The organism is Streptomyces sp. NPDC025833, assembly GCF_055558055.1.
The window spans coordinates 386,321-412,010 of record NZ_JBVHNF010000006.1; the positions used below are offsets into that span (position 1 = coordinate 386,321).

General features: G+C 74.7%; 15 protein-coding genes. 9 read left to right on the top strand and 6 right to left on the bottom strand.

The window, feature by feature from the left end; all coding sequences use genetic code 11:
• Window positions 1-11: 11 nt before the first annotated feature.
• Window positions 12-4,673 carry a hypothetical protein gene (locus ACZ4K2_RS13275; RefSeq protein WP_467473430.1) on the top strand — a complete coding sequence of 1,554 codons (4,662 nt, stop codon included), beginning with the start codon at window positions 12-14 and terminating at the stop codon, window positions 4,671-4,673.
• A gap of 135 nt (window positions 4,674-4,808) precedes the next feature.
• Here the strand turns inward: ACZ4K2_RS13275 and ACZ4K2_RS13280 are convergent, their stop codons facing one another.
• Together ACZ4K2_RS13280 and ACZ4K2_RS13285 are read right to left on the bottom strand one after the other, a co-directional pair.
• Window positions 4,809-5,645: an IclR family transcriptional regulator gene (locus ACZ4K2_RS13280; RefSeq protein WP_467473432.1), complete on the bottom strand. Its 837-nt coding sequence runs from the start codon at window positions 5,643-5,645 to the stop codon at window positions 4,809-4,811.
• A 170-nt stretch (window positions 5,646-5,815) separates the two neighbouring features.
• Window positions 5,816-6,352, bottom strand: coding sequence for a hypothetical protein (locus ACZ4K2_RS13285; RefSeq protein WP_467473434.1), 537 nt, complete (start codon window positions 6,350-6,352; stop codon window positions 5,816-5,818).
• A 429-nt stretch (window positions 6,353-6,781) separates the two neighbouring features.
• On the opposite strand from ACZ4K2_RS13285, the gene ACZ4K2_RS13290 reads away from it, so the two are divergent.
• Genes ACZ4K2_RS13290 through ACZ4K2_RS13310 form a run of 5 tightly spaced genes read left to right on the top strand, consistent with a single transcriptional unit; the run spans window position 6,782 to window position 14,680 of the window.
• Window positions 6,782-9,595 (top strand): nitrate- and nitrite sensing domain-containing protein, encoded by a 2,814-nt coding sequence (locus tag ACZ4K2_RS13290; protein WP_467473436.1) that lies wholly within the window; start codon window positions 6,782-6,784, stop codon window positions 9,593-9,595.
• Complete coding sequence (locus ACZ4K2_RS13295) at window positions 9,592-10,026, top strand: roadblock/LC7 domain-containing protein (RefSeq protein WP_467473438.1); 435 nt, start codon at window positions 9,592-9,594, stop codon at window positions 10,024-10,026. The genes ACZ4K2_RS13290 and ACZ4K2_RS13295 overlap by 4 nt, the downstream gene beginning before the upstream one ends.
• Before the next feature lie 9 nt (window positions 10,027-10,035).
• On the top strand, window positions 10,036-10,431 hold the full coding sequence (locus ACZ4K2_RS13300; RefSeq protein WP_467473440.1) for a DUF742 domain-containing protein: 396 nt from the start codon (window positions 10,036-10,038) through the stop codon (window positions 10,429-10,431).
• A gap of 24 nt (window positions 10,432-10,455) precedes the next feature.
• Window positions 10,456-14,094, top strand: coding sequence for a hydantoinase B/oxoprolinase family protein (locus tag ACZ4K2_RS13305; protein ID WP_467473442.1), 3,639 nt, complete (start codon window positions 10,456-10,458; stop codon window positions 14,092-14,094).
• Window positions 14,075-14,680 carry a GTP-binding protein gene (locus ACZ4K2_RS13310; protein ID WP_467473444.1) on the top strand — a complete coding sequence of 202 codons (606 nt, stop codon included), beginning with the start codon at window positions 14,075-14,077 and terminating at the stop codon, window positions 14,678-14,680. Before ACZ4K2_RS13305 ends, ACZ4K2_RS13310 begins: the two co-directional genes overlap by 20 nt.
• 117 nt (window positions 14,681-14,797) lie before the next feature.
• Here ACZ4K2_RS13310 and ACZ4K2_RS13315 read toward each other — a convergent pair whose 3' ends face one another.
• Complete coding sequence (locus tag ACZ4K2_RS13315) at window positions 14,798-16,450, bottom strand: EAL domain-containing protein (protein WP_467473445.1); 1,653 nt, start codon at window positions 16,448-16,450, stop codon at window positions 14,798-14,800.
• 371 nt (window positions 16,451-16,821) lie between these two features.
• On the opposite strand from ACZ4K2_RS13315, the gene ACZ4K2_RS13320 reads away from it, so the two are divergent.
• Window positions 16,822-17,358 (top strand): NUDIX domain-containing protein, encoded by a 537-nt coding sequence (locus ACZ4K2_RS13320; RefSeq protein WP_467473447.1) that lies wholly within the window; start codon window positions 16,822-16,824, stop codon window positions 17,356-17,358.
• Window positions 17,359-17,368: 10 nt separating this feature from the next.
• Here ACZ4K2_RS13320 and ACZ4K2_RS13325 read toward each other — a convergent pair whose 3' ends face one another.
• Window positions 17,369-19,705: a glycoside hydrolase family 31 protein gene (locus ACZ4K2_RS13325; protein ID WP_467473449.1), complete on the bottom strand. Its 2,337-nt coding sequence runs from the start codon at window positions 19,703-19,705 to the stop codon at window positions 17,369-17,371.
• A gap of 212 nt (window positions 19,706-19,917) precedes the next feature.
• Here ACZ4K2_RS13325 and ACZ4K2_RS13330 point away from each other — a divergent pair, with 212 nt between their 5' ends.
• Both ACZ4K2_RS13330 and ACZ4K2_RS13335 read left to right on the top strand, forming a co-directional pair.
• A complete protein-coding gene (locus tag ACZ4K2_RS13330; RefSeq protein WP_467473451.1) occupies window positions 19,918-21,885 on the top strand; it encodes an acetoacetate--CoA ligase in 1,968 nt (655 codons plus the stop codon).
• Window positions 21,886-22,090: 205 nt separating this feature from the next.
• Window positions 22,091-22,984: a hypothetical protein gene (locus ACZ4K2_RS13335; protein ID WP_467473452.1), complete on the top strand. Its 894-nt coding sequence runs from the start codon at window positions 22,091-22,093 to the stop codon at window positions 22,982-22,984.
• A 99-nt stretch (window positions 22,985-23,083) separates the two neighbouring features.
• On the opposite strand, the gene ptsP is transcribed toward ACZ4K2_RS13335, so the two are convergent.
• Together ptsP and ACZ4K2_RS13345 are read right to left on the bottom strand one after the other, a co-directional pair.
• Entirely contained in the window at window positions 23,084-24,754 is a 1,671-nt protein-coding gene (ptsP, locus tag ACZ4K2_RS13340; RefSeq protein WP_467473454.1) for a phosphoenolpyruvate--protein phosphotransferase, read from the bottom strand.
• A gap of 75 nt (window positions 24,755-24,829) precedes the next feature.
• Complete coding sequence (locus ACZ4K2_RS13345) at window positions 24,830-25,279, bottom strand: PTS sugar transporter subunit IIA (RefSeq protein ID WP_467473456.1); 450 nt, start codon at window positions 25,277-25,279, stop codon at window positions 24,830-24,832.
• Window positions 25,280-25,690: the final 411 nt, after the last annotated feature.

Sequence of the window (25,690 nt, forward strand, 5' to 3'; positions counted from 1 at the left end):
GAGAGTCCGCCATGTACGAGCTGTCCCGGGTCCGCCTCTACTCCATCGGCCCCGCCGGTGCGCGCTACGCCGACACCGTGCTTGACCTGCGGGGTGTCGGCCGGCCCGTGCCCGACCCGGCGCCCACCCAGGCGGAGTTCTTCCAGGACGAGCCGTCCGGTCCGCCGCGCCGGCCCGCGCCCGCGGGCGTGCTGTTCCTGGAGAACGGCGGCGGCAAGTCCGTCCTGCTCAAGCTCATCTTCTCGGTGATGCTGCCCGGCCACCGCAACACCCTGGGCGGCGCCAGCTCCGGCGTGCTGCGCAAGTTCCTGCTCGCCGACGACTGCGGCCACGTGGCCCTGGAGTGGCAGCACGTGCAGACCGGCGAGTGCGTGGTCGTCGGCAAGGCCAGCGAGTGGCGCGGACGCCAGGTCTCCAACGACCCGCGCAAGTTCGCCGAGGCCTGGTACTCCTTCCGGCCCGGCCCCGGGCTCAGCCTGGACAACCTGCCCGTCGCCGAGGCCACCGCCGTACGGCCGCCCGCCGAGGGCACGTCCGGGGCGCAGGGCCGCCGCCGCACCATGAAGGGCTTCCGCGACGCCCTGACGGAGGCCGGGAAGGCGTACCCGCACCTGGAGGTGCACTGGGAGGAGATCCACGACCGGTGGATCGAGCACCTCGGCGACCTCGGCCTCGACCCCGAACTCTTCCGCTACCAGCGCGAGATGAACGCCGACGAGGGCGAGGCGGCCGGCCTCTTCGCGGTCAAGAAGGACGCCGACTTCACCGACCTGCTGTTGCGCGCGGTCACCGACACCCGTGACACCGACGGCCTCGCCGACCTCGTCGGCGGCTTCGGCGACAAGCTGGGCCGGCGCGCCGAGCTGATCGCCGAACGGGACTTCACCGCCGGCTCGGTCGACCTGCTCGGCCGGATCGTAGAGGCGGCCGAAGCGCGCGCACGCGCGCGTGACGTCCACGCGGGAGCCGAGCGCCGCACCCGCACGCTGGCCCGGCGGCTGTCCGCGCGGGCCGTGCGGGAGCGGGTCCGGGCCGCCGACCTCGCCCAGCGGGTCACGGCCGCCGCGTACGCCGTCACGCACTCCGAGGGCGCCCGCGAGCGCAGCGCCCTCGTCGCCGCCGAACTCGCCTACCGGCACGCCTCGCTGGCGCTCGCCGCCGCCGAGAAGTCCGCCGCCGCGCAGAAGCGCGAACTGGCCGACGCCCGCACCCTGCACGCCGCCTGGCAGGCCGCCGAGGCCGTGCTGCGCCACCGCGCCGCCGCCGACCGCGTCGCGCGCGTCTCCGCCGCCATCCAGGAGGCCGAGCGGGACGCGGCCCCCGCACTCGCCGCGCGCGCCAAGGCCGCCGTGGACCTGGTACGTGCCCTGCACGCCGCCGCCGAGCGCGCCGACGCCCTCGCCAACGAGGAGGAGGAGCGCTCCGCCGCGCTCCAGGAGGCCGGCGACGCCGCCCACCGGGACGCCACCTCCGCCGCCACCGAGGCGCAGCGGGCCCGCAGCGAGATCGGGCACCTGCGCCAGCGGCTCACCGAGGTCGAGCAGGAGACCGCCGAGGCGGTCCGCGCGGGCTGGCTGGACGACAGCACCCCGGACGCCGACCCGGCGCGGGCCGCCCTCGCCGCCAGCGACGCCGAGAAGACCGCGGTCGCCGCCTGGGACACCGCCCGCGAAGCCGCCCGCAAGGCCGCCGAGCACGCGCGCGAGGCGGCCTCCGCCGAGTCCCGCGCCGAGCTGACGGCGGCCCGCGCGGCCGACGCGGCCGGCGCCGCCGAACGGGCGCACACCGCGGAACGGCGCCTCGCCGAGGCGCTGGCTACCGAGGAACGGCTCGCGGAGCTGCTGAGCCTGCCGGGCGCGGCCGGCGCGGCCCGCGTCCCCGGCCCCCGGACGGGCGCGGACGACGCCGCCCCGGCCCCCGAACCGCCGAGGACCGTCGGCGAGGGAGCCCTCGGGCCCGAGGAACTCGACCGCTTCGCCGACGAGTTGCGCGCACTCCTCGACGACGCCGTGTCGAGCGCCGAACGCCACCTGTTCGACCTGCGCACGGCCGCCGCCGACGACTCCCGGATCCTCGGTGCCCTCGGTGACGGCGGGCTGCTGCCGCCCGGCCCGGACGTCCTGGCCACCGTCGAGTTCCTGGGCGAGCACGGCATCCCGGCCCTGCCCGGCTGGCGCTACCTCGCCCAGGCCGTCGACCCCGCCGACCACGCGCGCGTGCTCGCCGCCCGCCCCGAACTCGTCGACGGCGTCATCATCACCGACCCGGCCACGCACGCGCGTGCCCGCGAGGCACTCGGCGACGCCGCCCTGCTGCCCCGCTCGGCCGTCGCCGTCGGCACCGCCGCCGCGCTGCTCGCCCCGCCCCCCGCCGCGGACACCGCCCCCGGCGACGTGTTCCTCGTACCGCCGAACCCGGCCATGCACGACGAGCACGCCGCCGACGAGGAACGGCAGGCACTGCGCGCGCGGGCCACCGAGCGCGACGAGGAGATCCGCGCCCTCGCCGCCCGCCTCGGCAAGGACCGCGAACTGGCCGCGCGGCTCGCCTCCTGGCGCACCGGCTGCCCCGCCGGCCGCCTCGTCGAGCTGGCCCGGGCCGCCGAGGAGGCCCGCGCGTTCGCCGAGGAGACCGAGGCCGAACTCGCCGAGGCGCGCACCGCCCGCGCGGAGGCCGACGAGGTCGCGGCCGAGGCCGTACAGGTCCGCGACGAGCGCCAGGAGGCCGCCCAGAGGGCCCGGCGCGCCGCCGACGCCCTCGCCGGCCTCGCCTTCCGGCTCCGCGAGCGCGCCGGCTGGCAGGTGAAGCTCCGCGAACTGGCCGACGAGGCCGCCGAGTCCGAGACCCGCGCCCAGGTCTGCCTGGAGCGCGCCCGCGCCGCCGACGAGGACCGCCGTGCCGCCCAGCGCGCCGCCGACGACGCCCGCCGCACCGCCCGCGCCCTGCGCGCCGAGCGCGCCGAGATCGCCGGCGCCCCCGAAGAGCTGCCCGTCGAGGACACGGACACCCCGAAGGCGGCCCTGCCCGCCCTCCGCGAGGCCTACCGTGCCGCGTCCCAGGTGTACGAGAAGGTCGGCGTCGGCGCCGACCTGCGCGCCGAGCAGGCCCGCGCGGAGAGCGACGAGAGCGCCGCCCGCGCCGATCTGGACCGGCTCAGCAACAAGGTCCGCACCCGGGCCGAGCAGCTGCTCCAGTCGACCGACGGCTCCGACGGGCCGTCCCGGCAGGCCGCCGCCGCGCGCGCGGAGGAGCTGGTGCAACTCCTGGAGACCCGCGTGTCGACCGCGAGCGAGCAGCTCGGCCGGCTGCGCGGCGAGGCCGAGCGGCACGCGCCCGAGGACGGCGAGGAGCACACCGGGCTGCCCGGGGAACTCGTCCCGCGCGACGCCGAGCACGCCCAGTCGCTGCTGCGCGCCGCCACCACCGAACTCGCCACCCGCACCGGCGCGCTGGCGGAGGCCCGCGCGGCACACGCCGAGCTGCTGGACGCCCACCGCGCCGCCGAGGACGCGGCCGGCGGCTTCGACGAGATCGCCGCGATGCTCCGCGACCTGCTGCGCGAGCACGCCCCCGAGGAGGAGCAGGAGGAGCCGGAGCCGTACCCCGGCACCCTGGAGGAGGCCCGGCACTCCGCCGCCGAGGCCCGCCGCTCGCTGCGCGGCTGCGCCGCCGACCTGTCCGCCGCCGAGTCGGCCGTGCGCGAGGCGAGCGACGTCCTCGTCCGGCACGCCAACTCCACGCGCTACGAGCAGGTCCGCACCCCCGCCCGGCAGCAGATCCGCGAGCTGCCCGCCGCCGCGCTGCCCGAGCACGCCCAGAAGTGGGCCGACGCCTTCGCCCCCCGGCTGCGCGTCCTGACGGACGAGCTGGCCCAGCTGGAACGCAACCGCGACTCGATCGTGGACCGGCTGCGCGGTCTCGTGGAGTCCTCCCTGGCGACCCTGCGGTCCGCCCAGCGGCTCTCCCGGCTGCCGGAGGGGCTCGGCGAGTGGTCCGGGCAGGAGTTCCTGCGCATCCGCTTCGACGAACCCGACCAGGCCACGCTCACCGAACGGCTCGGCGAGGTCGTCGACGAGGCCACGCGCGCGGCCGTCCGGAAGAACTCCGACCTGCGCCGCGACGGCATGTCCCTGCTGCTGCGCGGGGTCGCCGCGGCGCTGCAGCCCAGGGGCGTGGCCGTCGAGATCCTCAAGCCCGACGCCGTCCTGCGCGCCGAGCGCGTCCCCGTCGGCCAGATGGGCGACGTGTTCTCGGGCGGCCAGCTGCTCACCGCCGCCATCGCCCTGTACTGCACGATGGCCGCGCTGCGGTCGAACGACCGGGGCCGGGACAAGCAGCGGCACGCCGGCACGCTCTTCCTGGACAACCCGATCGGCCGCGCCAACGCCACGTACCTGCTGGAGCTCCAGCGGGCCGTGTCCGACGCGCTGGGCGTCCAGCTGCTCTACACCACGGGCCTGTTCGACACCACCGCCCTGGCCGAGTTCCCGCTGGTCATCCGGTTGCGCAACGACGCCGACCTCAGGGCGGGCCTGAAGTACATCAGTGTGGAGGAGCACCTGCGGCCCGGTCTGCCCCAGCAGCCCCGGGACGGGGAGGCGGTGCGCAGCGAGATCACGGCGACGCGGATGTTCAGGAAGCCGGCGCCCGCACCGGCGACACCCGCCGGCTGATCAGCGGGCGGGCCGGTCACCGGCCCACCGCCGCCGCGCAGCACACGGGGGTGCGCGGCGGCGGAACGATCGGGCCGGGCCCGCCGGGGCGGAGTGCTCCCGGCGGGCCCGGCCGGTCTCGGCGGGGCCGTCCGGTCAGAAGCCGTACCCCATGCGCCGGGACAGCTCGGCGCCCGCCGCGACCATCCGCCCGGCGACCTCCGGCAGCCGGCCGGCGTCGAGCCGGTACACCGGCCCCGAGACGCTGATCGCCGCGATCACCTGGCCGTCGTGCGCGCGCACCGGAGCCGCGACGGCCGCGAGTCCCGGTTCCAGCTCCTCGACCGTCACGCCGTACCCCTGCCGGACCACGGCCTCCAGTTCGGTGCGCAGCCTCGCCGCGCCGGTGACCGTACGATCCGTGAACCGCGGCAGCGGCCGCGCCAGCAGCCCCTCGCGCAGGGGCGGCGCCATGTGCGCGAGGAACACCTTGCCGCTGGAGGTGGCGTGCAGCGGGGTGCGCCTGCCCAGCCAGTTCTGCGCGGACACCGCCGCGGTGCCGCGGGCCTGCATGATGTTGACCGCCGCGTCCTCGTCGAACACGGCGATGTTGACCGTCTCGCCGAGCTCGTCGGCGACCTCCCGGCAGACCGGGACGCCCTCCTGGGAGATGTCGAGACGCACCGCCGCCGCCCCCGCCAGGCGCAGGACGCCGGCCCCCAGGCAGTACGTGCCGCGGTCCTTGGCCCGGGCCACCAGCCCGCGGTTCTCCAGGGCGCCGAGCAGCCGGAACGCCGTGGACTTGTGGACGTCCAGTTCCCGGGCGATCTCGGTGACGCCCGCCTCGCCGCGGCGGGCCAGGATCTCCAGCACGCTCACGGCCCGGTCCACCGACTGCACGGCGCCGGCCGCCCCGCGGCCGCTGCGCCGGCCGGCGGCCTCCGGGCTCCCCGCGGTCGCCGCCTGGTCGGACTGCCTCTGCGTGCGGGCCATGGCTCCACTCTCACCACCTGTGCGCCCGGTCCGGTCGGATCCGGGCCGCGTCCGCGGGAGACCCCTGACACGACGGCCGTCCCGCGGGCGCTGTTGCGCACAGTGCCGAGTCGTGCGCCATGCGAGACGTCATGGTATCCAGGCGCCCCGGTCCCGCGGGGGCGCGGGGCTCAGGGGTGCGACAGCTGACCGGCGCCGCCCCGGCGGCGTATCGGTTCCTGCTCCGGCAGCGACGCCCGCTCCCCGCTACGGCGGGCCCGCCGCTCCCGGCGGAGGGACCGGGCCGTGCTGCTCGGCTCGGACACCACGCCGTACCGCTGGCGCCACACCTGGCGGGTCACCCACACGTCGACCACGGTCCAGGTGGCCGCCACGGTGCTCGCCACCCCGCTGATCACCATCGGGAACGCCAGCCAGGAGCCGGCCAGCGTGCACAGGAACGCCACCATCGCCTGGATCAGCGTCACCGCGATCACCAGGACGGCTCTCACCGCCGCCGCGCGCACCGGGTCGGGCATCGGATGCCGGCGCGCGGGCTCCTCGACCCACAACGGCGCAGAGCCCTGCCGCTGTTCGTCACCCGTCCGCTCGCCGGAACCCCTCGGTCCCGGGAAGCCGCGCTCCGGCGCCGCCCCGTCCCCCCGCACCCGCGCGCGCCCCGCCGCACCCCACTCGGACGCCTCATGCTGCTCAGCCGTGCCCGTCACCGTGTCACTCCCCACCGCCAGCAGACCGATCGCCCCCGGTATCCGAAGACCCGGTTCCCGAAGACTCCGACTCCCCAGTGGCTGCCCGGCTTGCGCTGCTTTACGCCGCCAGGGTGTGTCATGCGGCTCCTGTGGCCCGCTCCGCCCCCCACACCCATGGAGAAGGACGAACGAGACCGCGTGAAGATTCCCCGGCGGCGAAAACCGGCCAACCACCCTTCAATGAGAGCGCCCGCGCACCGCCCAGCACGCCCGGATTGCGGTGGCAATCTCCTCTCATGGCCGGACAACTCGTCATCTCTCGCCGCCGGTGCGGAAGTTCACGCTCCGGACATGCCTTCGAGTTACCTGTGAGGCGGTAGTAGGCTCGCGCCGTTTGTTGACGGACATGAGCACCCCCGGCCGGCGGGGGTCGAGCTGGGGGAGGCCATGCGCTTTCGCGGGAAGTCCATCCGCCGGAAGATCGTGGCGCTGCTTCTCGTGCCGCTGGTTTCCCTGACCGCCATCTGGGGCTTCGCCACGCTGCTCACGGGGCGCGAGGCCGCCCGGCTGTTCCACGTGTCCGACGCCGTCGAGAACATCGGCTACCCCGTCGAGGACACGGTCCGGGTCCTGCAGCAGGAGCGCCGCCAGACCCTCGTCTACCTCGCCGACCCGCGGGCCTCCGACGCCCTCGCGGCGCTGCGCCGCACCCGCACCGCCACCGACCGTGAGATCACCACGATCCGCGGCAACGCCCGGAGCCACCGGGACCGGCTGGACGGCGACGACCGCGACCACCTGACCGCCGTCCTGGACGCCCTGGACGGCCTCCGCTCCCTGCGCCGCAGCGTCGAGGAGGGCACGGTCACCCGCGCCCAGGCCTACGACCTCTACAACCGCCTCGTGGACCCCTGCTACGCGCTGCTCGCGGCCCTCGACGGCATCGACGCCGTCGAGGCCGACAAGCAGGCCCGCGCCCTGGTCAACGTCACCCGCGCCCGCGAACTGCTCTCCCGCGAGGACGCCCTGCTCGGCTCCTCCCTCGTCGTCGGCCGGCTCACCCACGACGAGACCCGCGACATCTCCGACCTCGTCGCCCAGCGCACCCTCCTGTACGACATCAGCCTCCCGCTGCTGCCCGCCACCGAACGCGAACGCTACGAACGCTTCTGGAGGAACGCCACCACGGCCCCGCTGCGGGTGGCCGAGCGGGCGGCCATCGCCACGGACTCCGGCACCCCCCGCGGTGTCACCGCCAAGAGCTGGGACTCCGCCGCGGCGACCGCGCTGGCCGAACTCGGCGACCTGGACGACCAGGTGGGCGACCGCTTCCAGGACCGGATGCGCCCCGTCGCTCTGGGCGTCATCCTGCAGGCGGCCGTCGCGGGCCTCCTCGGTCTCGTCGCGCTCCTCGTCTCCATCGTCCTGTCCGTCCGGATCGGCCGCGCGCTCATCCGCGACCTGCGCCAGCTCCGGATGGAGGCGCACGAGGCGTCCGGCGTCCGGCTGCCCAGCGTGATGCGCCGGCTGTCCGCGGGCGAACAGGTCGACGTCGAGACCGAGGTGCCGCGCCTGGAGTACGACAAGAACGAGATCGGCGAGGTCGGCCAGGCCCTCAACACCCTCCAGCGCGCCGCCGTCGAGGCCGCCGTCAAGCAGGCCGAACTGCGCTCCGGCGTATCCGAGGTCTTCGTCAACCTCGCCCGCCGCAGCCAGGTCCTGCTGCACAAGCAGCTCACCCTGCTCGACAGCATGGAGCGCCGCACCGAGGACACCGACGAACTCGCCGACCTGTTCCGACTGGACCACCTCACCACCCGCATGCGCCGCCACGCCGAGGGCCTGGTGATCCTCTCCGGTGCCGCGCCCTCCCGGCAGTGGCGCAGGCCCGTGCAGCTGATGGACATCGTCCGCGCAGCCGTCGCCGAGGTCGAGGACTACGAGCGCATCGAGGTCCGCCGGCTGCCGCGGGTCGCCGTCACCGGGCCCGCCGTCGCCGACCTCACCCACCTCGTGGCCGAACTCCTGGAGAACGCCACGGTCTTCTCGCCCCCGCACACGGCCGTGCAGGTCATCGGGGAGCGGGTCGCCAACGGCTTCACCCTGGAGATCCACGACAGAGGACTCGGCATGACCGCCGAGGCCCTCCTGGACGCCAACCTGCGGCTCGCCGAGACCCCCGAGTTCGAACTGTCCGACACCGACCGGCTGGGCCTGTTCGTGGTCAGCCGCCTCGCCCAGCGCCAGAACGTCCGCGTCTCCCTCCAGCCCTCGCCGTACGGCGGCACCACCGCCGTGGTGTTCATCCCCGACGCGCTGCTGACCGACGACGTCCCGGACACCAACGGCATCGGCTTCCGGCTCGACCGGACCCACCAGGCCACCGGCGCCGAACCGGCACCGGGCCGCGCCGCCGGACGGACCCCGGCACCGCTGCAACTGCCCGGACTGCCGACCTCCCTGCTGGACGGCCCCGTGGAACTCGAAGCGCCCGTCGACCTCGACGCGCTGGACGGCTTCCCCGGTGCCCTCGGCGACGAGGACAGCGAGCGCGGCGGCCTGTTCCGGCCCCGCCGCCCCCGCCCGGCGGGCGACGAGCGGGCGGCCACGCCGGCCGACGGGCCGGCCCCCGACCCGGCCGCCGCCCGCGACGCCCTGCCGCTGACGCGGCGCCGGGCGCCCAAGCTGGTCAGCTCCCACGGCAAACCCGTCACCGACCAGCGGCCCCGGCGCGGCGAACCGGAGCGGGGACCCGCCGCCGCGGCGCAGCGGCCCGACGACCCGGACGGACCGGCCCCGCTGCCCGCCCGCCGCCGCGCCGCGGGCACCCGGCGCCCCGCCGGGCTCACCGACCGCGCCGGGAACCGCGACACCACCGCGGACGCCCAGGAGACCACCGCGGCCCCCGGTGCCCCGGCGCTGCCCCGGCGTACCCGGACCCAGGCCCCCGCCGCCGGCCCCGCGGACACCGCACCGCCCCACGGTGGGAGCCCCGCACCCACCGGTGAGGCGGCCCCGCAGGCCGGAGCCGGGGCGCTGCCCCGGCGCGTACGCCAGGCCAGCCTGGCTCCCCAGCTCAAACGGGACACCGAACGGCGCACCGACCGCGCCGCCGAGCCCGCCGACCGCGACGCCGACGAGGTCCGCAGCCGTATGGCCTCGCTCCAGCGCGGCTGGCAGCGCGGCCGGGAGGAGAACGCCGCGGACGACGGCGCCCAAGACGGCACAGCACCAGGAACGACTAAGGGGGACGGTCGATGACCGCACCGAAGGCCACCCGCCACACACCGACCAGCCAGGGGGAGCTGAACTGGCTCCTCGACGAGCTCGTCGACCGGGTCGCCAGCATCCGCAAGGCGGTCATCCTGTCCGGCGACGGACTGGCGACGGGCGTGTCCAAGGACCTCACCAGGGAGGACAGCGAGCACCTGGCCGCCGTGGCGTCCGGCTTCCACAGCCTTGCCAAGGGCGTCGGGCGCCACTTCGACGCCGGCAGCGTGCGGCAGACGGTGGTCGAGCTCGACGGCGCCTTCCTCTTCGTCACCGCCGCCGGTGACGGGAGCTGTCTCGCCGTCCTGTCCGACGCCGACTCCGACGTCGGACAGGTCGCCTACGAGATGACGCTCCTCGTCAAGCGGGTCGGCGCGCATCTGGGCACCGCCCCGCGCACCGATCTGCCCGCAGGCGGGTAGTGGGATGACATGAGCGGAGACGGTCAGGCAGGAAGCCACTGGTTCGACGACGAGGCCGGACCGGTCGTCCGGCCATACGCCATGACACGTGGCCGCACCACGAGTGCGGCCCAGCACCGCCTCGATCTGATCGCCGTGGTCGTCACGGAGCCCGGAGCCGACGACCCCGAATCGGACCCGACGCTGTCCCCCGAGCACGTGGACATCGTCGGGCTGTGCCGGGACGAACCGCAGTCGGTCGCCGAACTCGCCGCTGACCTCGACCTGCCCATCGGCGTGGTCCGCGTCCTCATCGGCGACCTGGTGCACGCCGAACTCGTCCACGTGAACCGGCCGGTGCCCCCGGCGGAACTCCCGGACGAGAGTATTCTGCGCGACGTGATCAACGGCCTCCGGGCGCTGTGACCGGCGCGGAAGCGAGGTGGTGAGGTGACTGGCTGGCAGTTCTGGGTCGACCGGGGCGGCACCTTCACCGACATCGTCGCGCGCCGTCCGGACGGCCGGCTGCTCACACACAAACTGCTGTCCGACAACCCGGCCCGGTACGCCGACGCCGCCGTGGCCGGGGTGCGCGAACTCCTCGGCGACTCCACGGACCCCGTCGAGTCCGTCCGGATGGGCACCACGGTCGCCACCAACGCCCTGCTGGAACGCACGGGCGAGCGCACCCTCCTCGTCGTCACCCGCGGCTTCCGCGACGCCCTGCGCATCGCCTACCAGAACCGCCCCCGCATCTTCGCCCGCCGCATCGAACTGCCCGAGCCGCTCCACGAGCGGGTCGTGGAGGTCGACGAACGCCTCGCCGCCGACGGCACCGTCCTGCACGCCCCCGACCTGGACGCCCTGGCCGGCCCGCTGCGGGAGGCGTACGACGACGGGATCCGCGCGGTCGCCGTCGCCTGCCTGCACAGTCACGCCCACCCGGGACACGAGCGCGCCGTCGGCGACCTCGCCGCCCGCGTCGGCTTCCCGCAGATCTCGCTGTCCAGCGAGGTCAGCCCGCTGATGAAGTTCGTCCCGCGCGGGGACACCGCCGTCGTCGACGCCTACCTCTCGCCCGTGCTGCGCCGCTACGTCCGGCACGTCGCCGACGAGCTGCGGGGCACCCGGCTGCTGTTCATGCAGTCCAACGGCGGGCTGACGGAGGCGGGGCGGTTCCGCGGCAAGGACGCCGTCCTCTCCGGACCCGCCGGCGGCATCGTCGGCATGGCCCGTATGTCGCAGCGCGCCGGCTTCGACCGCGTCATCGGCTTCGACATGGGCGGCACCTCCACCGACGTCTCGCACTTCGCCGGCGCCTACGAGCGCGTGTTCACCACGCAGCTCGCGGGCGTCCGGCTGCGCGCCCCCATGCTGGACATCCACACCGTCGCCGCCGGCGGCGGCTCCGTCCTGCACTTCGACGGCGCCCGCTACCGGGTCGGCCCCGACTCGGCCGGTGCCGACCCCGGCCCCGCCTGCTACCGCGCCGGCGGCCCCCTCACCGTCACCGACGCCAACGTGATGCTCGGCCGCGTCCAGCCCGCCCACTTCCCCGCCGTCTTCGGCCCCGGCGGCGACCAGCCGCTGGACGCCGCCCTCGTCCGGGAGCGGTTCACCGCGCTCGCGCGCGAGATCCACGACCGCACCGGCGACGACCGCACCCCCGAGCAGGTGGCCGAGGGCTACCTCCGGATCGCCGTCGCCGGCATCGCCAACGCCGTCAAGCGGATCTCCGTCCAGAAGGGCCACGACGTCACCCGCTACGCGCTCACCACCTTCGGCGGGGCCGGCGGCCAGCACGCGTGCCGGGTCGCGGACGCGCTCGGCATCCGCACCGTCCTCGTGCCCCCCATGGCCGGTGTGCTCTCGGCGCTCGGCATCGGACTCGCCGACACCACCGCCATGCGCGAGCAGTCGGTGGAGGCACCCCTGGAAGCCGCCGCGATGCCCGGCGTCCGCAGGACGGCCGCGGACCTGGAGGCCGCCGCGCGGGCCGAACTCCACGCCGAGGACGTCCCGCCGGACCGCGTCCGGATCACCCGCCGCGCCCAGCTCCGCTACGACGGCACCGACACCGCCCTCACCGTCCAACTGGCCGGACCCGACGCCATGCGCCGGGCCTTCGAGGAACGTCATCGCGCCACGTACTCCTTCACGCTCAACCGGCCCGTCGTCGTGGAAGCCCTCTCCGTCGAAGCCACCGGCATCACCGCACCCCCCGACCTCTCCGCCCTCGCCCCGTACGAGGGCCGCGCCCAGACCCCCGGCGCCGTCCGCCTCCACACCGGCGGCGCCTGGCACGAGGTGCCCCTCCACCGCCGGGAGGCCCTTCCTCCCGGCGAGTCCGTCACCGGCCCCGCGGTCATCACCGAGGCCGGTGCCACGACCGTCGTGGACGACGGCTGGCGGGCCACCGCGAACGACGACGGGCATCTGCTGATGGAACGCGCGTCGACTACGCAGAGTTCCCGAGCGGACACGGACGTCGATCCGGTCCTGCTGGAGGTCTTCAACAACCTCTTCATGTCGATCGCCGAGCAGATGGGCGCACGGCTGGAGGCCACGGCGCAGTCCGTCAACATCAAGGAGCGCCTGGACTTCTCCTGCGCCCTGTTCGACCCGGACGGGAACCTGGTGGCCAACGCCCCCCACATCCCCGTCCACCTGGGCTCCATGGGCACCAGCGTCAAAGAGGTGATCCGCCGCCGCGGCTCCGCCATGCGGCCGGGCGACGCCTACGCCGTCAACGACCCGTACCACGGCGGCACCCACCTGCCGGACGTCACCGTGATCACGCCCGTCTTCGCCGAGGACCGGACCACGGACACCCGGAGCGAGCCACGGGTCCTCTTCCACGTCGCCTCACGCGGCCACCACGCCGAGATCGGCGGCATCACCCCCGGCTCGATGCCGGCCCGCAGCCGCACCATCGAGGAGGAGGGCGTCCTCTTCGACGACTGGCTCCTCACGGAGAACGGCCGCTTCCGCGAGGAGGAGACCCGCCGGCTGCTCACCGGGGCGCCGTACCCGTCCCGCGCCCCGGAGACCAACCTGGCCGACCTGCGCGCCCAGATCGGCGCCAACCGCAAGGGCGTCGACGAGGTCCGGCACATGATCGAGACGTACGGCCTCGACGTCGTCCAGGCCTACATGCGGCACGTCCAGGACAACGCCGAGGAGGCCGTCCGCCGCGTGGTCGACGCCCTGGACGACGGCGCGTACGCCTACGAGACCGACTCCGGCGCCGTCATCCGGGTCGCGGTCCGCGTCGACCGCGCCGCACGCCGGGCGGCCATCGACTTCACCGGCACCTCCGCCCGGCTCGCCACCAACTTCAACGCCCCCGCCGCGGTCGTGAACGCGGCCGTCCTGTACGTCTTCCGCACCCTGGTCGCCGACGACATCCCGCTCAACGACGGCTGCCTGCGCCCCCTGGACATCACCGTGCCGCCCGGTTCGATGCTCGCCCCCGAGCCGCCCGCCGCCGTCGTCGCCGGCAACGTCGAGACCTCGCAGGCCATCACCGGCGCCCTCTACGCCGCCCTCGGCGTGCAGGCCGAAGGTTCCGGCACCATGAACAACGTCACCTTCGGCAACGACCGGCACCAGTACTACGAGACCGTCGCCTCCGGATCCGGCGCCGGCGACGGCTTTCCCGGCGCCGACGTCGTCCAGACCCACATGACCAACTCCCGGCTCACCGACCCGGAGATCCTGGAGTGGCGGCTGCCGGTCCGGCTGGAGGACTTCGCCGTCCGGCGGGGGAGCGGCGGCCCGGGCCGGTGGCGCGGCGGCGACGGCGCCGTGCGCCGCATCCGGTTCCTGGAGCCGATGACCGTCTCCACGCTCTCCCAGCACCGCCGCGTGCCGCCCTACGGCATGGCCGGCGGCGGACCCGGTGCGCTCGGCGCCAACCGGGTGGAGCGCGCCGACGGCACCGTCACCGACCTCGGCGCCAGCGGCAGCGCGGACGTCGGCGCCGACGACGTACTCGTCATCGAAACCCCCGGTGGCGGCGGCTACGGCCGACCGTCGCCGGACCCCCATCAAGCAGGAGAAGAGAAAGATGATCCTCGGGCGTTCTGAGCGCGGCAAGCCTCCGGTGGAGCCCGTCACGCTCAAGATCCTGGTGGCCGGCGGCTTCGGCGTGGGCAAGACGACCCTCGTCGGCGCGGTCAGCGAGATCAGGCCGCTGCGCACCGAGGAGCTGCTCAGCGAGGCCGGGCGGCCCGTCGACGACACCAGCGGCGTGGAGGCCAAGCACACCACCACGGTGGCCATGGACTTCGGCCGCATCACGGTCCGCGAGGACCTGGTGCTCTACCTCTTCGGCACGCCCGGGCAGGAGCGGTTCTGGTTCATGTGGGACGAGCTGTCGGAGGGCGCCCTCGGCGCCGTCGTGCTCGCCGACACGCGGCGCCTGGAGGACTGCTTCGCGGCCGTCGACTACTTCGAGCGGCGGTCCATCCCGTTCCTCGTCGGCGTCAACTGCTTCGAGGGCTCGGCCCGCTACCCCACCGAGACGGTCCGCCAGGCCCTCGACCTGGACGACGGCGTGCCCGTCCTGCTGACCGACGCCCGGGACCGGGAGTCCGTCAAGGATGTCCTCATCGGCCTCGTCCGGCACGCGATGGCGTACGCGGCCGAACGCCGCGCGGCCGCCATCGGCTGACCCTCCGGGACCGAGCGCCCGCGGGTGCGCGGTCCCCGGCCGGCGGTGCCCGGGGGCGCCCGGCCGGTCCCCACCCGGGACGCGCGGCGCGGCGGACCCGGGCGGCGGGGCCCGCGCTCACCACCCGGGTTCGGCGGCCGCGTACCAGGTCCGCTCGGGCGCCGGTCCCGGCCCGCCGCGCCGGACCTCGTGCCCGGGGAGCCCGGCCCGCCCGAGCACCCAGCTCGCGCCGCTCAGCGCCTTGGCCGCCTTCTTCAGCGGAGCGAGCTGCGCGGCGGCCTGACGGTGGTCCCGCACGCTGCCCGGCCCGCACACGACGGTCGCCAGGGACAGCGTGACCGGCCGCCCGCCCGCCGCCCAGGAGGCGTCCAGCACGGTCGTCACCAGGGGGCCGAGCGCCTCCTCGTCGGCCAGCACCAGGAAGTCGTCCCCGCCGATGTGCCCCACGCGCGCGTGCCCCGCGACCGCCTGCCGGAGCGCGCCGCCCACGGCGCGGATCAGCTCGTCGCCCGCGGCGAACCCGGCCCCGTCGTTGACCTGCTTGAAGTGGTCGATGTCCAGCCAGCTGAGCGCGAACGGCCGGCCCGTGGAGATCCGCCGGTCCACCTCGTCCACGATCGCGTCCGAACCGGGCAGCCGGGTCAGCGGGTTGAGCCCGGCCGCCTCCTCGACCCGGCTCTCGGCCAGCGCCCGCACCAGGTCCGCCAGCCGTACGACGCCCACGCACCGGCCGTGTCCGTCGACCACCGCCACGTCGTCCGAGGTCCGGTCCCGGCCGCCGACCGCCACCACGTCCAGGACCTCCCAGGCCGTCGCGTCGACGCCGACCGTGCGGGGCGGGTCGCCCAGTTTGAGGGCCGGCCGGTCGGCGTACAGGGCGTGCCCGTAGCGGCCGGACATCGACAGCAGGAAGCGTGACCGGTGCACCGACCGGACGGGCCGGCCGGACGGGTCCACGAGCAGCACCCCGGAGACGTCCCAGGACCCGGTCAGCAGCGCCCGCACCTGCCCGGCCGAGGCGGTCAGCGGCAGCACGGCGGCGGGCCGCACGAATTCCCGCACCGACGGCCCGGAGCGGGGCACGGTCTCGGTGGCGGGGGTCAGGGGCGGAACGTACACGTCCGCCACGGGGATCCGGGCCGGCGGCGCGAACAGCTCGCCCTGGGCCAGCTGCGTGCCGGCCGCCACTGCCGCCGCGCACTGCGGCTCGGTCTCCACGCCCTCCACCGCGACCAGGGCGCCCAGTTCCTCGCCCAGCGTCCGCATCGCCCGCACGGCGGCCGGCCGAGTCAGCAGCGAGGCGTCCAGCTTGACGATGTCGGGGGAGAGGTCGGTGAGCAGGCGCAGCGGCACGTCGCCCTCCCCGATGCCGTCCGCGCTGATCCGGAAGCCCTGGGCGCGCAGCGAGGCGACCGCCTCCAGCAGGGCCCGCTGCGGTACGTGCGTGTAGGGCGGGACGATGTCGAGGGTCACCTCCCAGGGCAGGCGGCCCGCCGCCCGCACGGCGTCGTGCAGCGGCGTGAGACCGCCGAGGTCGGCGAGCGTGGCCGCGAACACGTTCAGGTGCAGCGGCAGCAGCGTCTCCTGGCGCGCCGCCGCGCGGAGCGCCAGGACGGCGAGCCTGCCGTCGAGTTCCGGGTCCCGGCGGGCCTCGGCGAGCACGTCGCCGGACTCCGGGCGGGCGAGCGTCTCCAGGGCGGCGACCGCGCCCGTCCTCAGGTTGACCACCGGCTGGAAGGCGAAGCGCAGAGTATCCGTCCAGGAGCTCACGGGAAGCATGATGGCCCCGCCCGCGTGCGCCCAGGCGCAGTTCATGAGACGTTCACGCAGGATTCCCGGGTGATCACACAGCGTGGCGCCCTCCGGTCTCGGGACGTACCCGGCGCTGCGTCAGGTAAGTGCCATGGGCAACCGTGAACAAGCAGGTCGATCCGGTGAACCGAACGCCCGCGGATGGCGTCGTGGTACAGGAGGGGCGGTCGGGATCGACGGGGGTGATTCCGGCCGCCCCGTTCCCGTGCGTGCGCTCCCGGCCGTCCCGTGCCGTTTCGTGTGTCCCATGCCGTTTCGTGTCGTCTTATGACATTTCGTGTCGTCTTGTGCCAGGACCAGCCCCTCCTCTGATCGGATACAGTCCGCGCGTGTCCGAAACTCAGCACCCAACTGCCAACTCCGCGGCGGCCTCCTACTGTTCGCGTTGCGGAGCGCCTTATGGAGAAGGCGTCACCGGCTGGCCGCGCACCTGCCCGTCCTGCGGAACCGTCGCCTACCGCAACCCACTGCCGGTCGCCATCGCCCTCCAGCCCGTGTACGACGCCAAGGGCACGGCCCTGGTCGTCATCACCCGCACCATCGACCCCGCGCGCGGCGGCACGGCCCTGCCCGGCGGCTACATCGACGATCGCGAGGACTGGAAACAGGCCGTCGTGCGCGAACTCAGGGAGGAGACCGGCATCGACGCCGCGGCCCGCGACGTCCGGCTCGTCGACGCCATGAGCTCACCCGACGGCCACCTGCTGCTGTTCGGCGCGCTCCCGGAGCGCCCGGCCGACGGGCTGCCGCCCTCCGGTCCCACGGACGAGACGGAGGGCCGGCGACTGCTGCGCAGGCCCGAGGAACTCGCCTTCCCGCTGCACACGGTGGCCGTCAAGGCGTGGTTCGAGGGCCGCTACGTGTGAGCGGGGCGGCTCAGCGGAGCCCCCGCACCCGCACCGGGTGGGGCGGCTCCACGCCGTCCTCCCCCTCCCGGGTGACCACCACCCGGCCCCCGTGCCGGCGGGCGACGTAACGCTCGACCTCCGGCTCCTCCCACCCGTCGCCCGCGTCCGGCACCACCGGACCGCCCCCGGTCCGGCCGCGCGCGGGCGCCCACACCTCCAGCTCCAGCCCGCCGCCGGCGCCGCGCACGGGCAGCACCGCCCCCGCGCGCGCGAACACCGGCGTCCGCGACAGCGGCGCGTCCACGACGACCCGGGCCGGCCCCTCGTGGGCCTCCTCCGTCACCGTGTCGTACCAGCGGCCCCGCGGCAGCCGCACCTCCCGCCGGACGGCGCCCGGCTCCAGCACCGGAGCCACCAGCAGGCCGTCGCCCAGCAGGAACGCGTCCCCGCAGTCGCGCAGCGCCCGGTCCTCCGGCGTCCCCCACCACAGCGGCCGCACACAGGGCGCGCCGGTACGGCGGGCCAGGTGTGCCAGCGTCACGAAGTACGGCAGCAGCCGCCGGCGTTCGAGCAGCACCGCGCGCGCGTGCTCCAGCACCCCGCCCCCGAACTCCCAGGGCGCCCCGCCCCCCGCACGCGCGCGCGTGCGGAACAGCGGCAGGTACGCACCCAGTTGCAGCCACCGCAGGTACAGCTCCGCCGACGCACCGCCGTCGGCACCGCCCACGTCCGGACCCGAGTACGGCACCCCGCACAGCCCGAGCCCCAGCACCAGGGACAGCGACGCCCGCAGCCCCGGCCAGCCCGTCGCCACGTCACCCGACCAGGCACCCCCGTACCGCTGGAGCCCCGCCCAGCCCGAACGGGAGAACACGAAGGGCCGCTCCCCGGGCACCAGCTCGCGCAGGCCCTCGCCGGCCGCCCGGGCCATGCACAGCGCGTACACGTTGTGCGCCTCCCGGTGGTCGCCGCCGCGCCCCTCCAGCGCGTGCCGGGCCGAACGCGGCAGCGTCGGCTCCCCGAACGCGCCCGGCGACGTCGGCTCGTCCATGTCGTGCCGGAACCCCGCGAACCCCTGCCTCAGCCGCTCCGCGTACAGCCCGCCCCACCACGCGCGCACGCGCGCGTCCGTGAAGTCCGGGAAGACCGACTCGCCGGCCCGTCCGACACCCCGCACCACACGGCCCCGCGGATCGCGCACGAACGCGTCCACGGCCGAACCGCTCTCGAACACGGCGTCGCCCGCGGCCGCCCGCACCCCCGGGCCGACGGCCGACACCAGCCGGATCCCGTCCCGGCGCAGCTCGTCCGCCAGCACCGGCAGCTTCGGGAAGCGCTCCTCGTCGACGGTGAACACCCGGTGGCCGTCGTCCAGGTGCACCGCGTCCAGCGGCAGCCCGCGCTCCTGGTGCCCCGTGACGGCCCGGCGCACCTCCTCCTCGTCGCCGAAGCCCCCGGCGTGCTGGTGCCCCAGGGCCCACGCGGGCGGCAGCGCCGGCGCCCCGGTCAGCGAGGCCCACGTCTGCAGCACGCGCGCGGGTGTGCCCACCACCACCCAGCAGCGCAGCGGACCGCCGTCCACCCGCACCTCGCAGCGCCCCGCCCGGTCGTGCCCGGAACCGGCCCCCTCCTCGCCCTCCCGCAGCTCCACCGTGCCGTCCCAGGTGGTGTCGTGGAACACCAGGTGCGTGCCCGCGTCCGCCACCACCAGCTGCACCGGCATCGTCAGGTGCAGCGGATCCGTGCCGGGCCCGAACGCGTGCCCCGGATCGGTGTTCCACAGCCGGTACCCGCCGTCCGGCAGCCGGGGACCGCACGCCCGGCCGCCCAGACCGAAGAACCGGGCGTCCGCCGCCACCTCCGACCGCTGCATCCACCGCGCCGCGCCCCCGTCGACCGGCTCCCACCAGCGCGGCGGCAGATCCCGCCGCAACATCACCCCGCCCGGCGTGCACACCCGCACCGCGCCGTGCCGCGACACGGCGACCGTCGCGCGCTCGGCCACCACCCGCCAGCCGCCGTCCTTGTCCGGCTCAAGCACCGCCCGCGGATCCGGCTCGGGACCATCGCCCGCCAGCGCGTACGACGGCAGCGCACCCGCCCCGTCCCACCCCCAGAACACCGCCCCGTTCACGGCGACGACGACACGCAGCTCGGAACGGGCGAACCGGATCAGGCCACCGCCCGGACCCGGCTCCGCCCCCTGCACCTGCCCCGGCACCCGGGCCCGCTCGGCGCCCCGCGGCGGCAGCCCCGCCGCGTCGATACGCCTCCTGCGCCACGCCGCCCGTACGGTGCGCAACCCCCGCGCCGCTCTCCCCGAACCGACCACACTCACCGAACGCACCAGGCCACGACCGTCCATGCTGCTCACCCTGCCACCGAGCACCCCACGCGCGTGTGTCGTTCAACTGCCGTTCACCCGTGCCGCAACCACATCTCCATGCCATCGACTATGTGGGGCGCGCCCTGGTGTAGAAGTCGATCACATGGCATCGTCCCTGTCAGCCGCGTCACGCGCACATCCCAGCCCGTGCGCGGACCGACGCCCACGACGCGTACAGCCGGGAGCCTCCCATGTCGACCGCGAACCCCCAGCCGCTCTGGCAGCCCGATCCCGAGCGGATCGCCCAGGCCCGCATCACCCAGTTCCAGGCATGGGCCGCCGAACACCACGGCGCCCCGGCCGAGGGCGGCTACCCGGCCCTGCACCGGTGGTCCGTCGACCGGCTGGACACCTTCTGGAAGGCCGTCACCGAGTGGTTCGACGTCCGCTTCTCGACGCCGTACACGCGCGTGCTCGGTGACCGCGCCATGCCGGGCGCCCAGTGGTTCCCCGGCGCCACCCTCAACTACGCCGAGCACGCCCTGCGCGCCGCGGCCGACCGCGCCGGCGAACCCGCCCTGCTGTACGTGGACGAGACCCACGACCCGCGCCCGGTGACCTGGTCCGACCTGCGCCGCCAGGTCGGCTCCCTCGCCGCAGAGCTGCGCGCCCTCGGCGTGCGCCCCGGCGACCGGATCAGCGGCTACCTCCCCAACATCCCGCAGGCCGTCGTCGCCCTCCTCGCCACCGCCGCCGTCGGCGCCGTCTGGACCTCCTGCGCCCCCGACTTCGGCGCCCGCAGCGTCCTGGACCGCTTCCAGCAGGTCGAACCCGTCGTCCTGTTCACCGTCGACGGCTACCGCTACGGCGGCAAGGAGCACGACCGCCGCGCGGTCGTCGCCGAGCTGCGCCGCGAACTGCCCACCCTGCGCGCCGTCGTCCACGTCCCGCTGCTCGGCACCGAAGCCCCCGAGGGCACCCTGGAGTGGTCGGCGCTGACGTCCGGGAACGCCGAGCCGGTCTTCGAGCAGGTCCCCTTCGACCACCCGCTGTGGGTGCTGTACTCCTCCGGCACCACCGGACTGCCCAAGGCGATCGTCCAGTCGCAGGGCGGCATCCTGGTCGAACACCTCAAGCAGCTCGGCCTGCACTGCGACCTCGGCCCCGAGGACCGCTTCTTCTGGTACACCTCGACCGGCTGGATGATGTGGAACTTCCTCGTCTCCGGCCTGCTGACGGGCACCACGATCGTCCTGTACGACGGCAGTCCGGGCCACCCCGACACGGGCGCCCAGTGGCGGATCGCCGAACGCACCGGCGCCACCCTCTACGGCACCTCCGCCGCCTACGTCATGGCCTGCCGCAAGGCCGGCGTCCACCCCGGCCGCGACCACGACCTCTCCGCGGTCAAGTGCGTCGCCACCACCGGCTCACCGCTGCCGCCCGACGGGTTCCGCTGGCTGCACGACGAGGTCCGCGACGACCTGTGGATCGCCTCCGTCAGCGGCGGCACCGACGTCTGCTCCTGCTTCGCCGGCGCCGTACCCACCCTGCCCGTGTACACCGGCGAACTCCAGGCCCCCGGCCTCGGCACCGACCTCCAGTCCTGGGGCCCCGGCGGAGAGCCCCTCGTCGACGAGGTCGGCGAACTGGTGGTCACCAACCCCATGCCGTCCATGCCGATCCACTTCTGGAACGACCCCGACGGCAGCCGCTACCACGACAGCTACTTCGACACCTACCCCGCCGTCTGGCGCCACGGGGACTGGATCACCCTCACCGCACGCGGCACCGTGATCATCCACGGCCGCTCCGACTCCACCCTCAACCGGCAGGGCGTACGGATGGGCTCGGCCGACATCTACGAGGTCGTCGAACGCCTCCCCGAGATCAGGGAATCCCTCGTCCTCGGCATCGAACAGCCCGACGGCGGCTACTGGATGCCCCTGTTCGTCCACCTCGCACCGGGCAGCACCCTGGACGCGGCACTGCTGGACCGCGTGAAGCGGGCCATCCGCGAACAGCTCTCCCCCCGCCACGTCCCCGACGAGATCATCGAGGTACCCGGCATCCCGCACACCCTCACCGGCAAGCGCATCGAGGTCCCGGTCAAGCGCCTCCTGCAGGGCACCCCCCTGGAGAAGGCGGTCAACCCCGGTTCCGTCGACGACCTCGCCCTGCTCGGCTTCTACGAGGAACTCGCGCGCAAGCGCGCCTGAACCCAGGAAGGTCACCCTCCGCACCGGGCCCCGGGCCCCTCGCCCCGCACCGGCGACGCCCGGGAAACCCGGTGCGCGATCGGCCGCAAGCGCACGACCTGCGCATACGCCGCCGCATCCCCCTCCGCGCCCGCCGTCCGCCGGCCGTTGTCAGTGCCACCGGTTACGGTGAGTGAGCATTGATCGACCGCGCACTGGGGGAAAAATGGCGCACACCGACCACCAGACCCTGCGACGCGTCCTGCGCCGCGAGATCGCCGGCACCATCGGCGTACTCACCGACGACCACGACTTCCGCGCCATGCGGCGCTACCGCACCTTCGCCTTCGACGACCACGCGGCCTACCTCCGGCACCTGGAGACCGTCCTGCGGGCCCGCGCCGCACAGGGCACCCACACCACGCTCGCCCTGTTCGACCCCGAGGACTACGCCGCGTTTTGCGCCCACACCGGCCTCGACCCGGACGCGCCGGCCAGCCGCACCCGCTTCACCGCCGAACTGGCCACCACCGGCCCCACCGTCCCCTACGACGGCCGTCCGCTCGCCGACCTGCTGCCCGCCCTCGTCGACGAAGCCGTCCGCCAGGCCACCTGGGAGTACGCCACCGTCCTCCTCACCCGCCTGGGCCCCTGCCCGACCTGCGGCGAGGACATCGGCAGGGCGGCCTTCACCCGCGCCTCCGGGCTCCTGGTCCGCATCCTCGACACCGCCCCGCCCGGCGAGCGGCACCTCGTCTGCACCGTCTCCGCACCACCGGAAACCCTCGCCTCCGCCCTGCACGGCGACCAGGACCCGCACGGCGCGACCCGCCTGGACGAGGCCGAGGCCCTCGAGTTCACCGGAGTGCTCGCTCTCGGCCTCGCCACCCGCAGCCCCGGCGGCCTGGTCATCCGTATCAGCACCCCCGGCGCGGCCGACCGTGTCTACGGCTGGCGACTGCGCGGCGGCGCCCTCGAACCACTGACCGCGTCCGAGGTGTTCGACGCCTACTGCACCGACGCCGATACCGGCGACCTCATCCCACCCGAGTCCGGCGTCGACTACGGCGTGCCCCCCGACCTCGGGGACGAGGGCGGGGCGACGGACCACCGCCACTGAAGCCGGCGCCATCCGGCAGGGAACGCACGAGGGGCGCCCCGCCCGCAGGCAGGACGCCCCTCGCCCCGGCACCGGAGACACCGGAGCCGGCCGGTACGGCTACTCGCCGGACAGCACCGCCTGAGCCGCGCTGCGCGCCTCCTCGGCACTGTCCGCCGCACGGGCCGCCGCCGCGGCCCGCTCGCACTGCGCCAGCGTGTACTTCGCCAGCGTGGCGCGGACGTACGGAATGGACGCCGCACCCATGGACAGGGAGGTGACCCCCAGGCCGGTCAGCACACACGCCAGCAGCGGGTCGGACGCGGCCTCGCCGCACACGCCGCAGCTCTTGCCCTCGGCCTTGGCCGCCTCGGCGGACAGCGCGACCAGGTCGAGCAGCGCCGGCTGCCACGGGTCCTGCAGCCGCGACACCGCACCCACCTGCCGGTCCGCGGCGAACGTGTACTGCGCGAGGTCGTTGGTCCCCAGCGACAGGAACTCGACCTCCTGGAGGATCGACCGCGCCCGCAGCGCGGCCGACGGGATCTCGACCATCGCGCCGAACTTGGCCCGCAGCCCCGCCGCACGGCAGGCGTCCGCGAACGCCTTCGCGTCCTGGCGGTCCGCCACCATGGGCGCCATCACTTCCAGGTAGACGGGCAGCCCCTCGGCGGCCTTGGCCAGCGCCGTCAGCTGCGTCCGCAGCACCTCGGGGTGGTCCAGCAGCGTCCGCAGGCCACGCACGCCCAGCGCGGGGTTCGGCTCGTCCGCCGGGGTGAGGAACTCCAGCGGCTTGTCCGCGCCGGCGTCCAGCACCCGCACGACCACCCGACCCTCGGGGAACGCCTCCAGCACCTGCCGGTAGGCCTCCACCTGCTTCTCCTCGGAAGGAGCGCTCTTGCTGTCGTCCAGGAAGAGGAACTCGGTACGGAAGAGACCGACACCCTCGGCGCCCGCCTCCACCGCGGCCGGTACGTCCACCGGGCCGCCCACGTTGGCCAGCAGCGGCATCTTGTGCCCGTCCGCGGTCGCCCCCGGCCCCGTCGCGGCGGCCAGCGCGGCCTTCCGCTCGGCGGCCGCGGCCCGAAGCTGCGCCTTCTTCTCCTCGCCCGGGTTGACGAAGACGTCACCCGTGCTGCCGTCCACGGCGACGAACGTACCCTCGGCCAGCTCACCGGCGCCCGGCAGCGCCACGACGGCCGGCACGCCCAGCGCCCGCGCCAGGATGGCACTGTGGCTGGTCGGGCCGCCCTCCTCGGTCACGAAACCGAGCACCAGCGACGGGTCGAGCAGCGCCGTGTCGGCGGGAGCGAGGTCCCGGGCCACGAGCACGTAGGGCTGGTCGCTGTCCGGGACACCGGGCATCGGAACGCCCAGCAGCCGCGCGACGATGCGGTTGCGCACGTCGTCGAGGTCGGCCACGCGCCCCGCGAGGTACTCGCCGGCACCGGCCAGCAGCTCCCGGTACGCAGCGAAGGCGTCGTACACGGCGCGCTCGGCGGTGCTGCCGACGGCGATCCGCCGGTCCACGTCCGCCATCAGTTCGGGGTCCTGCGCCATCATGGCCTGCGCTTCCAGCACGGCCTGCGCCTCACCGCCCGCCAGGTTGCCGCGCGCCGTCAGGTCGGCGGCCACGGCGTCCACGGCCTGGCGGGCGCGCCCCTGCTCCCGCTCGGCGTCCTCGGTGGGGATCTGCTTGGCCGGCGGCTCCAGCACCGCGGTGCCCATGTGCCGAACCTCGCCGATCGCCACGCCATGGCTCACGCCGACGCCTCGCAGCGTTGTCTCCATCTCACCCGTCTCCGATACTGCGGCGGGTCCCGCCGCGATGGTTGTCCTGTTCGCCGTCCCGCGACGGCACTGCCGTCAGTTCCAGGAGAAGAGGCTGTCGCCGGCCTTCACGTCACCGCTGTCACGGAGGTCGGAGAGGGCCTCGGCGGTGGCTTCGAGCGCGACGACGGGGCACACCGGGGACTTGCCGGCGGCCTCGACGGCGGCGGGGTTCCAGCGCACCACGGCCTGGCCGCGGGTCACGGTGTCCCCCTTGTTGACGAGCAGCTGGAAGCCCTCGCCGTTGAGCTGGACGGTGTCGATGCCGAGGTGCGTGAGCACGCCGTGCCCGCTCTCGTCGACCACGACGAACGCGTGGGGGTGGAGGGAGACGATGACGCCGTCCACGGGCGACACCGCCTCGGAGGCCTCACGCACGGGGTCGATCGCGGTACCCGGGCCGACCATGGCCCCGGAGAAGACGGGGTCCGGCACTGCGGCCAGTCCGATGGCCCGTCCGGCGAGCGGGGACGTCACGGTGGTCATGGGAAGCCTCCCAGGAGTGGAGCTGCAGGTAGGGCCGTCACTGCCTGTCCCTGACGGCACGCTGGGCAGCAGGGTATGTCAAAGGAAGTGGCGGTTCCGTACGGAACCTACCAGCAGGTGGTCTAGACCACCAACCCCGTCGATTTGCACGGCTCCGAGGCCGCGTGTACTGTCGTACTCCTGCTCGGGACGGAGCGACGTGAAAGCGCGCTCGCTGAGCAGAAACCAAACTAGTCAGATCCTAACTCGGGTCGCTTTCGCATGTCTGCGAGACGGTGGTCAGGGAGACGGAAAAAGGCTGATAGAGTTTGGAACGCCGAAGGGAAGCCCGGAGGAAAGCCCGAGAGGGTGAGTACAAAGGAAGCGACCGTTCCTTGAGAACTCAACAGCGTGCCAAAAATCAACGCCAGA